This window comes from Paracoccus sp. (in: a-proteobacteria) (genome assembly GCF_032007265.1).
GTDB lineage: Bacteria > Pseudomonadota > Alphaproteobacteria > Rhodobacterales > Rhodobacteraceae > Paracoccus.
In genome coordinates, this window is the sequence record NZ_DALZMB010000121.1 from 1 (window position 1) to 10,892 (window position 10,892).

The window sequence follows — 10,892 nt, forward strand, 5'->3', positions numbered from 1 at the left end:
CATCAATCCGTGTGGAGTGGTTGCACGACTTGGGCTTTGTCTGCGCGCGGCATGGAAAGTGGCTGACCACCTTATGGACGGAGAGCGATCATCGTCGCCGATGGGATACTGCGGCCCGGCTTGCTGAAGCTGATTGGCATCATGCGACGGGGGCAGAGCATCGCGCTGCGCCTTTCGATCTGTGGATCGCCGCTCGATTGCGGGGACAGCTGGGGTCGAGCTGGCTGGATCGGTTCGACTTCCAGGCCGCGACCGATGTCTGCGATCTTCTTGGGCGTAGCCTTGTCAAAGACCAATTTCCCCAGCTGCGCGATATGGCCAGCGTCGATCGGCACGGCGCGATCAGCGCGGCCTTCGACATCATGTCCAAAGGGGAGGACGCCTTCCGCGCGGTTCTCTCAGAGATGCAGTGCGGCGGTGGATCCCCGAACGACGGTCCGTCGCGTCGGTTCCGCGTCCTCTACGGGAATCTGGACCGCTATCTTACAGGCCCGGCCTATGAGCCGTTTCGCGCAATCCTGCGCGATCATATTTTCCAAACTTGGCCGATAGCTTCGGGGCAACTCATCTTGGGACAAGCCTTGCCAGCCCGGCGGTTGCATTCTGTGGTGACCGCTTCGCAGGAAACCGGGGTGCCACGCGACAGGCTAAGGGCGATGCTTGCCGCAAATGGTTACGTTACGCCGCGCAGGCAGGGCACCTTTGCAGCCTGGGAGCTGTTCGACGCCGATGAGGCTACGGACTTCTTGGCGCGCGCGGCAAGGGCGGTCACGCTGAAGGACATCCTGACGCTCCTGAACATGTCCAGATCGCAAGTCGACACCTTGCGCGCCGCGGGATTCCTGAAACCGAGTTTCGAGGGAGAGGGCCTGGCACCGCTCTGGGATCCCGAGGAGGCTCAAGCGTTCTTATCCGGCTTTCTGAATGATGCGGTTCAGGTATCGGAGGGCGACGCGGAATGGGAGCAAATAAGCGCTGCGGGATTGCGCCTTCGTGTGCCCCCGGGGGAGATTCTTCATATGCGCTTGGACGGACGTCTGTCCCGCCTTGGCCGGTTACGGGGGGCAGCTGGGTATCAAAGCCTGATAGTGAATGTCGAGGAGCTGATTGCCGCGCGGACCCGCACCGATGGTCTTTTGAATATGGAAGCCTTCGCGAAAACGATCGGTTTACGTTGGCCCGCAGTGCGTCGGCTTGTCATGCTGGGGCTGACCCCTTCAACGGAGCGACGTAATCCTGCATCAGGTGCGATGCAGCGTTACATCACGCCGGCGGATCTACTTGCCTTCCATGAGCGATATGTAACTCTTCTGACACTCTCAGAAGAACTTGGCCGGCCCTGGCAGGGCGTCAGCCATTTGCTGAAAGTCAGACATGTGCCGAGGGTGCTGGCGGATGGAAAGGACTTCGGACACTTGTATGCCCGCGGCGACTTGGGCGACATGCTGCAGGGGGCAGAATCGGCGCCTCCGGCATAGACGCGAAAGCCCCATAGTTGCCATTCGCAACCCAATGTCCAGATCGAAGTCCGGGACAATCTTTCGACCCTTAGCCACCGGTCCGCAGCCCGAGATGCTGCATGGCTGCATTCTCTGAAGCCGCCCTTCAACAGGTGCTGCAGAATAACTCAGGTAGGTATGGCATTGGGCTAGTGGCAGGCGCAATTATTCTACTGGCGCGAGCAGCTGCGCAAAAAGGCTCCGCAGATCTTCGTCACTAAACCAATCAATCTCAATCTTACTATCGCCGCGGACCGATAGCGCTTCTTCCGCGGGCGTTTCTGCGCGGAGGCGGTCGGCGCGGTTGGATATGGCGTCCTTGGCTTGCGTCATTTCGGCGAGCGTAGCGCCGACAGAGGGGCCAATCTCATCGACCAGCGTAGCATAGTCATCGAGCGTAGATTCGGAATCCACGCATTCGAGATTGTTGTGAAGCTCAGCTATCACGCGGCGCGCCGCGGAATCGGCGCTCCAGCCGATGCGCTGTGCCAGATGCCCCTTGCGTGGAACGACTTCACTGCGGATACGGTGGACATCGTCCAGGTCGATCTCAAAATCTAGGATCTGAAGCAGCCGCTCCTCAAGCGCTTCGATCAAGGCCTTGGTCTTTTCGCGTTCGGCCTTGGGGGCGGCGTTCAAACTGGCGATCAGTCGCGGCAGCAGACGGCCATCGGCCCACGAACTGAACCTGATGTCTTTGCTGGATGCCACGACCAGCGCCGCATTTAGGAAATCTTGGTATTCGCTGATCTTCCACCAATCCCGTAAGAGCTCGACCTGAGCTGAATGTGACATGCCTATCCATCGCAGTCGCTTGGGTTCACCCCGGATCGGTTTCCACGGTTCCTCATTCACGGCGCTGACTGCCAGAGGCATAAATGAGATCAGGAAAGCCGCTTTGTCTTCTCGGCTAACCCCAGGCACTTTTTTGAATAGCTCGTAGAGTGCTCGCGCAGCACGGAGCGTAGCCATTCCCTCGGCCAGAGCGAGTAGCAGCGACCTATCTGTCAGATATTGCGCAAGATAGTCGCGAACCGACGGATTGATCAGCGATACTCTGCCATTCGAGATTGTGACAAAGCTCCCCTCAAGCGTTCGCAGACTCTCTTCAAAATCTTTGGGTCCCGATGACAGTGAGAAGCGGCGGCAAAGCGATTGGTGCAAAGGGTTGTAGACCTCCTCAAGATCTTCGATCTCGGCACCGTGCTCAGCGCTGACATACATCGCAAACAGCAAATGCCGGCAGCGGCTTGCGATATGCGTGCGGAAAGCTTTGTCCCAGACGCTCAGCGGATCGTCGAGCGCTGCGATGAACGTGGCCGGGTAGTTGGCCGGCATGATTTGCTCGACGCGGTCCTGATTAGTCAACGTCTGGACGATCCGCGGATTGTAATGGTCGTGATCGACGATCTTCTTGATTGCGCCCTGTTCGACCAGTGCTTGAATATGCGCTTCCGGGACGCCGGCGACAATCAAGTGGTTATAAAGGATGCGTGCCCGGATGCGCCGAGTGTAGATGCCGACGTCAAGCACGTAACTAGCGACGTCGAAGGCCTGGGTCGACAAGGCTTCCGATTGAAGCCGCGCCTCCTCGTAAATATAGGCTCGTGTAGTCAGAATGAACCGCGCGTTGGATGTGCGGCGAACGCGGCTAATAAACCTCGAGAGATCGGAATCTTGGTTCGAAAGGGCGCGCGCATCAAGCGCGATACGGCCAAGGAAATCGTCGAAGAAGAAGATTTGCCGTTTGGTATCGTCGATCTGGGCAAATGCGTCGTCCAGGCTGCGGATCGCGACCAGTTCCCAATCCTCCGCAAGGTAGGCATAGCTCAGCATCTCGGCGAGCGTGGTCTTGCCGACACCGGGCGGGCCGGACACGATCAGGACGTGGACTGCCTCAAGGATGTCGCGACCGGCCTTGAAGCTGGGATTCTCTGCGTAGATGGTGAGCTTGGCTTTGATGTCATCGCGCGTCAGTATAGTGAAATTATGCGTTGCGGCATGGAGCAGGCGCTCCAGCACCCCTGCGCCCGAAAGCCAGAGTTTGACATGGCCTTTCTGGACATCTGGGTATTTTCGTAGCAGCCCATTGATGTCCTCGTTGCCGAAGATATCGCACGTGACCTCGAGGCTAGGGCCAATGATCGTCGCCAACCGGTCTTTATTCGGCGGCGTTAGCGGCCGCGATGTCGTGAGCAGATATCGGTTCGGCTCCAGCGCATCGATCGATGCCCGTTCCTTCTGCATAGTGCGCATAAGGGCATCAAAATTGGAGAGCCGGTAATGCTTGGCCTGCAAGATCGTCGTTTCGCCCGCCGCAGAGTGCCGTCCATCGACACCGCCATCGCGCCCGGGCCCAAAGGCTTCAAAGCGCACGCCGAGTTCGCGGCCGAGCAGGTCGCGCGACAGGTCTTCGAAATCGGCAGGAGAGAGGGCATCAAAATTGAACGTCAAACTTTGCTACTCCGCCCACGTTTTGGGGATGAATTTTCGATCAAACAGTATCCTACTGCCGATCACCTCGCGACCACGTATTTGCGCGTTCGACATTCTTTCGCGCCTGTGATCTTGTGACCCATTAGAAGGTATTGTCAGTGTTTCAGGCGACGTGACATGGAAGCACGGCAGCGATGTGGACTGACCTCAAGTAATCAGGAGGGAACTGGTGGACGAAGATGAGGTAGCAGCTACCGCGGAGGCCGTGGCGCTCGACCTGCTCGAGGCGGTCGCCGCGGAAGAACAAGATTTGGTAGAAACACCGGAGACGTTTCTAACCGGAATCTCCGCAGCGCTCAAGGCATCGGGTGAGATCGACGCTGATCTGGCTGCTATCCTATCGGACCATCTGCTGACGGTCACTCCAGACGCTAATGTAATTGCGAACGCCAGAACGGCGATCCTATTGCTGGCCGCAAAGCGCGCAGCGCCAGCTGAGGAGCATGCAAATGGCTGATCCTGCGCTGTTACAATCTCTGACGCTCGAAGGCTTTCGCGCTTATCTCCAGCCCAAAACTTTCGATTTCAGCAAAAAGCCGAACCTCGCGATCTTCGCCCCAAATGGTCGAGGCAAGTCGAGCGTGATCGATGCGCTCGAATTCCTCTTTTCCGAACATGGCACTCTCGAACGGCTCGGGCAGCGCGCACTGAATAACCAAGCCGGCCCATCTGCTCTGGCACATAACGCCGCACAAGCCGTAGGTATCGAGCCGGTGGTCAGATTCACGACTATCATGGGCAAGGTCGTAGCTGAAGGAAGTCGCAGGGCTATCGGGAATTCGCGCCTGATCCATGCAGCAGCCACCGCGATGAAGGCCGGGTTCATCGCAGCCCCCATCATCCGCGGCTACACGCTGCGCACGTTCGTCGAGGAGCATAGTCCGGAAAACCGCTACAGCATTGTTGCGAGCTGGCTACAGCTCTCGCCGCTGGTTGAAGTCCAGAAGAATCTACGGCTGCTTCGTAGGGAGGTCAGGGCAGCCGCCGAGAGCACGACCGAACAAGCTCGCCTAGCCGAGCTGCTGCGAACCGAAACCGACCAGGCAGTGCAGGCGTGGGACGCCGCAGCCGTGCTTGATTTCTTAAATGCGAATGCCATTGCCCCACTCGACCCCGGTTTGAGAATGGCAACGCTCGATACAGCGGACGCAGGCTATCTCGAGATCGTCAAACGCGTCGAAGCCGAGGAGAAGCGGGTTGGGCTCGCTGAGCTCAAGCAGATCTGCAAATCGGTCGCGGCACTTTGGCAGAAGATGGTTCCGGAGGACGGCGGCGACCCTATACATTCAGGCGCCATCGCTGCGTTCGAGAACGCGCTGTCCGTTCTCGCCGATGCCACTGCCACCGAGGCTGATGAGCGCGACAAGGCGGCGGGCACTGTCTTCCGATCAGTATGGAACGAAGCCGAAAAGCTGTTTGCCGAGGATGCGCGCGCTCCGGAGGAATGTCCGGTTTGTGCGACGCCGATCGGCGATACCGCTGCCGGAAGCGTGCCCGCGGTCCGTGATCTCCTGCAAGCACATCTCGACGATCTGCGGAGCTACAACGACGCAAAGACCGCGCTAGACGATGCCAAGACTGCCGCCACCCAGGCGCACAATCGGCTCGAGGCGCGGCTTCCGGGGATGATCGATCATCTGTCAGAGGGAGACCCCGACGACTTCAGGGCATCGCTTATCGCATTTCAAGCCGGGATTGCGGGATGGCCGGCCTCCGAGGCGCCCGCTTCCGCCGCGATCACCGCCGAGCTGGAGGCGCGTCTCGTCGGCCTCGATCGGGAGATCGCGGAAATCGAGGAGAAACAGGGCGAGCGCACTTGGGTCAAAGCCAAAGCAAGCGTTGATCGCCTGTTGAAACTTCAGACGGACGTAGCGCTGGCGACGCGCACCACCGAAGAGCTGATCACACTGCACGATGCGCTCGGAACTCAAGCCATGTTTATTTCGGGCAGAATCCGCGAAAAGGTCCAGTCGCTTCTAGACACACTCCAGGCGCCCATGAGCGACATTTACAAGGAAATCCAGGGCGACGAAGCAAAGCCCATCCGGCTCGAACTGCCTGGTGAGGACGACGCCAATCAGCAGCGGATGCAGCTGGTGATCGACTTCGCTGAAAATCGCCAGGGTGTCGCACCGGGGGGCTATCTGAGTGACTCCCAGCTCCACTCGGTGGCACTGGCACTGCGCCTAGCGGCGATCAAAAAGTTCAACGGCGCGGCGCCGATGATCGCTCTCGATGACGTCGTTACGTCCTATGATGCCGACCATCGCCGAGCGATCGGTGCGCTGCTCGCCAAGATGTTTACAGACTGCCAGATCATCTTGGTGACCCACGACGAACGGTTCTTCAATTATTTGAAGGATCAACTCGCGGAAAAGGACTGGCAGTTCATGCGCATCGTTGGGCTGGAACCCACGTTTGGCCCGCTCTTCGCCAACCACAAGGTGACCGATGAGATGATCGCCGATCGTTGGGCCAGGGACGAGTCTGCGGCCAACGAGATGCGTCAGGCCGAGGAGGAATGGTTGCTCGGTATCGCCCGCGGCTTCGGGGTCAACGTCCGCATCCGACAGCTCGAAAAAGCCTATTCTTACGAGCGGTCCGAGCTTGCCTCGGCGATCGGTGGATTTTTAAGCGATCTCAAGCTTACACCTGCAAATGTGCCAGGTGTTAACAACCGCTTCATCGCCAGCTTAGTGAAGGGCGACATCGAGAACTTCGGCAGCCATTTTCAGGAAGCGCCCTATGGTGACGGTTCGATCGGCGACGAAAAGGCGCGCTGGGACGAGTTCAAGGCATTTCGGGGTCAATTTGAATGCGTGTGTGGCCGCACCAAATACCAGCGGCCGTTCGGTCTCAGTAAGCCGGTCTGCGCAGACGACAAGTGCGAAACTCAGTTTGCCTTCAAGCCAATTCCAAACGGTGCCGCTGCCGGGATCGCCGCAACCGCAAAGGAGTGACATCGGTCATGTTGAAACGTTGACTCGTCAGCTTTGGCGCTTTGGCAACAACGCGGCGCAGGTGACGCGCTCCCAGCGTGAAGTCAAGCCTAGCGACCGCCTTGGACGCGGACGTTCGCTCTCTCCAAGAGGAGCGGCCACGCCTTGCAACTGTAGTTGTATGAGTTTTGCGCTGTGCCAACGATTTTTTTGTGAAGCGAGCCCATGAGGCAATGTGAGGACGAATTGTTGTTTAACGTGATTTGGCAACAGCACCCTATCGGACATGGCGGGTTTCATACCGGCCAAGCGATCAGTCCTAGTAATGAGGTATTCTGCTGGATTTTTGATTGTGGATCGCGAAAAACGGCCAAGTTCGATAGATATCTTCAAGGTTGGATCGAAGATAATCCTCACCCGATCAACTGGTTGTTTATTTCGCATTTTGATACTGATCATGTCAGCGGGCTGGACAGGATCATGCAGCGCCTCGAGGTGCGGCAAGTGATGGTCCCATATCTGGAAAACGAAGAACTTCTCATCTCCATGTTGGCTGAAGTTGATCGCGGATCGCTAAACCGGGTCATGGTCGAGCTTGTAGCGGATCCGGCGTCTTACTTTCTCTCTCGGGGCGCATCGCAGGTCGTGTTTCTAGGTGGCCCTGGTGAACCTGAGGAAGGCGAAGGTATAACTCGGTTGGGAGGAGATCCGGATCACAAGCCGAAAGGCTGGCAGACCAAGATGATGCCTGAGTTGAAATGGCTTCCAGCCCCCGCTTGGGCGGATAGGTCACATGCGTTGCCATTGGTAGGTAACGTGCCATCGACCTCATGTGAAATTATCTCCAAATGCCAAGAGTTCGGCCTGAAACTCAAGCCATACTGTAGAAAAACAGGTCCAGCCGCCCGTAAGGGCTTTGTGAAGCGTATCGAAGAATTGGTTGACGCCAATGCTGGCTCCAAACCTCGGGCGGGGCTCGGGCGGCTAGCCTTTGCTGTTGCGGCCTACGCCAGAACGGTCAAAGGGCGGGCGGACCTGAGAGCGATTTATACGGAGTTCTTTCAGTCATCCAATAGATCTTCGATGTCTTTGCTGAGCATTCCAACCATTGAAGATGAACAGTCCCCCCAATGGATATTCTCCCACCATTCCAGGTGGATGGGCGAGGCTGGCGTGCCTGCTTGGGTCAATACCGGGGACGCTGAACTCCTCGGCAGAGTCGCACTAAGCCGCTGGAAAGAGAACTACGATGAAGATCTACCTTCGGTTAAGGCCTTAGCACTCCCGCACCACGGTTCCGACCTCAACTCAGGTGCGGGTTTCGCTGATCTGAATGTGGACGCGGCACTGCTCGCGCATGTGAAAATGGGCGCAAGTAAACATCCTGGGCCGAGGGTCACTCTGGCTGCGTCCGATCGGCTATGCTTGGTCACAGGGAAAGAGGGTAGCAAGGCACAGATGCAATTTTTCGTCCGGCCCGGCAAATAGTTCAGCCATTCCCTTTGCGATATCGCCATATCTGCACCTGATACGCCCTTTCGTCCGTGATGCGGATAGTGCCACCGCGCCGCACTGCCTTCACGGCACTCACCGCCCGCTCAGGACCAGAAGACGCGCTGCGCGCTGCATGGATGACCGCTTTCCACTGGCAGGGCATCTGCCTCGCCACATCGCCGTTAGACTGCTTCCACTCCAAAGCGGTGGGTAATTCGATCCGAAGGTAGAATTTCGAACAGCAGCTATGTCCCAAAAGCGCCCGCCACGAAACTCTTGGCGCACCGACTGGTGACCAATGTCCGGTGCCGCGCCGATCGACTGTAAATACCATCTGAGAGGTGGCGGGTGGCGGGTGGCGGGAGGAATGGTTATCCGGGCTGGATGTCGAAGCTTCCTCTTTCCGTTCTTCCCATCCCTGGTGAGACCGCGATGTCCTTGGCGTCGCGTCTGGCGCGGGCAAACCTTGTGTCCTTGCGCGAATTCCTTCGTGACATGGGCATCAATCCGAACGATCTGATCGCCGGGCAACCGCACATCCTTGGGAGGCTGGCGGAGCTTTCCGGTGTTTCGGTAGCTGAGCTACAGCGAGGAACGCCTAAGATCCGCGACGGCTAGGCGTGGTTCGCTGGCATTCGCTTTCCGGCCGCCAGCGTCGGAGGCAGGGAGGTGCGCGGCTGCCTCGACTGCATCACAGCCCGACCGGGACTGCGGGGTATCTGGTCCTTGCCTTTCGTCACGATCTGCCCCGACCATAGGCGACCACTGGTCGCACTTTGGACTGTTCAGGACAAGCTCAAGCGATACGATGTCGCCGAACGATTGCCGGAGCTTGAACTGTCTACCCAGTTGCGTCCTGAGACTCGTGATCCTTCCCAGTTCGAACGATGGTTCTTGGGTAGGCTCAAGGGGGACGCTGCTTGCGACCATTGGCTTGACCAGTTCGATCTCCATGCTTCGGCGCAGTTCTGTTTCGAGTTGGGCCGGGCGGCGATCGCGACGAAGGTCCGGAAATGGCGTTCCCTTCCCGAGGATCAGCAATGGTGGCCGGCGGACGTCGGATACCGGCTTTGCGTGAGCGGCGAGGAGGGCCTGCGCGCTGCGTTGACCGGATTGCAGCATCTGATGGGTCAGCCCGAGGAAGGGCCGCGCAAGATCTTCGGTGGTCTTTATGATCTTCTTGCGGTGGATCCATGCCCGGAGGATTTGCTGCCATTTCGTGAAATCCTCCGGCGACACATGCTGGAGACCTGGCCGCTCGCACCCGGCGACGAGGTTTTGGCCGAACCAGTTTTGCGGCGCGGGCGCATGTCGCAACAAGCCGTGGCGCGGCTGACGCAGGTGCCCGATTCCGACGTTCTGGCCGCGACTGCGGGCAATGGGCGCTGCCAGCCGGAATGGACGCTGATCGACACTGCCGAAGCGAGAACGGTGTTCCCGCACGGACTGGCCGAACTCGAATTCCGACAGGCCCTGTCGCTTCTGCCGCACCAGTTTGCGCAGGCACGGGATGCGGGGCTGTTTCAGACCACCGCAGGTGGGTTTTGGAACACATGGGCTGCGCAGGATCTGATCGACGAATTGCTGCTTGGCGCGGAGCCGATCTACGTCGCGATGCATGATTGGTGCAGTCTGGGCGAAACGTCCGACAGATTGCGGAGGACCTTTCCCGAAATCATCGAAGACATCCGTTCGGGGCGCTTGGCGCGGGTCGGGAAGTATCTACAGCGGTCAGACTTTGCTTCTGTTCTGGTGAACCTCGGGCATGTCGGCCAGGAGGGCGAGGCGATTTCGATGGACGCCTTTGCCTATTCGCAAGGGCTGCGGCCCGGCGAACTGATGACATTCGCTCGCCGGAACGGACTGTCACATCGGCAGGTGCGCGGGCCCCGAGGCGGAGCGCAACTGCGGATGAGCGCGGCCGACCGCGAGGCATTCCACGACCGGTTCATCAGTTTTCGCACTCTTGGCGTCGCGACACGTATGAGATGGAGCGAGCTTCAGGCGCGGCTTGATGCCGACAGGATACAGCCGGCGGGCGGCAGCGCGAGGATCTATTCCCGCGCTGAGATCAGCCATCTGCTGCCCTGAATCCACGATCCGCGCAGATTTCGCTTGACGGCCTTGCGCATGCTATTGCTTTCGTTTGCGCATGCTTCCCCTTTTTTTGGCACATCAGCAATTAGTGCCGTGTCAGCATGGGCTTTCCCGCCACATAGGTTTGCGCAATTGCGCGGTCATCGCCCATGATTTGCAGGACAAAAAGTTCTTGGGCGAGGGTTTCTGCGCGCTCCATTCGCAGTGCCATTGCCGGGGTCGCGCGGGAGTTTAGGACGACGAGATCGGCGTCGCTGCCAGGGGCGAGGGTGCCGATGCGGTCCTCGAGGCCCAGGGCCACGGCATTGCCCCGCGTTGCCCAGTGGAAGGCGGCGAAAGGATGCAGCTTTTGGCCGCGCAATTGCAG

The 10,892-nt window shown here is 58.7% G+C and carries 8 protein-coding genes; 6 read left to right on the top strand and 2 right to left on the bottom strand.

Going from position 1 to position 10,892, the window contains the following annotated elements; genetic code table 11:
* On the top strand, positions 1-1,478 hold a 1,478-nt coding region (locus RTS12_RS18015), incomplete at its 5' end, for a hypothetical protein (RefSeq protein WP_312530977.1).
* Between the two features lie 186 nt (positions 1,479-1,664).
* Here the strand turns inward: RTS12_RS18015 and RTS12_RS18020 are convergent.
* Positions 1,665-3,953 (bottom strand): restriction endonuclease, encoded by a 2,289-nt coding sequence (locus tag RTS12_RS18020; RefSeq protein WP_312530978.1) that lies wholly within the window; start codon positions 3,951-3,953, stop codon positions 1,665-1,667.
* Between the two features lie 211 nt (positions 3,954-4,164).
* Between RTS12_RS18020 and RTS12_RS18025 the strand changes: the two genes are divergently transcribed.
* The 5 genes from RTS12_RS18025 (at position 4,165) to RTS12_RS18040 (ending at position 10,519) form a co-directional block, all read left to right on the top strand.
* Positions 4,165-4,452 (top strand): hypothetical protein, encoded by a 288-nt coding sequence (locus RTS12_RS18025; protein ID WP_312530980.1) that lies wholly within the window; start codon positions 4,165-4,167, stop codon positions 4,450-4,452.
* Positions 4,445-6,955, top strand: coding sequence for an AAA family ATPase (locus RTS12_RS18030; RefSeq protein WP_312530982.1), 2,511 nt, complete (start codon positions 4,445-4,447; stop codon positions 6,953-6,955). The genes RTS12_RS18025 and RTS12_RS18030 overlap by 8 nt, the downstream gene beginning before the upstream one ends.
* A gap of 237 nt (positions 6,956-7,192) precedes the next feature.
* Positions 7,193-8,422: an MBL fold metallo-hydrolase gene (locus tag RTS12_RS18035; protein ID WP_312530988.1), complete on the top strand. Its 1,230-nt coding sequence runs from the start codon at positions 7,193-7,195 to the stop codon at positions 8,420-8,422.
* 390 nt (positions 8,423-8,812) lie between these two features.
* A complete protein-coding gene (locus RTS12_RS20810; RefSeq protein WP_409455708.1) occupies positions 8,813-9,046 on the top strand; it encodes a TniQ family protein in 234 nt (77 codons plus the stop codon).
* Positions 9,047-9,154: 108 nt separating this feature from the next.
* Positions 9,155-10,519 (top strand): hypothetical protein, encoded by a 1,365-nt coding sequence (locus RTS12_RS18040; protein WP_312530983.1) that lies wholly within the window; start codon positions 9,155-9,157, stop codon positions 10,517-10,519.
* Between the two features lie 91 nt (positions 10,520-10,610).
* Here RTS12_RS18040 and RTS12_RS18045 read toward each other — a convergent pair.
* Positions 10,611-10,892 (bottom strand): amidohydrolase family protein (locus RTS12_RS18045; RefSeq protein WP_312530985.1); only part of this gene is annotated, 282 nt, incomplete at its 5' end.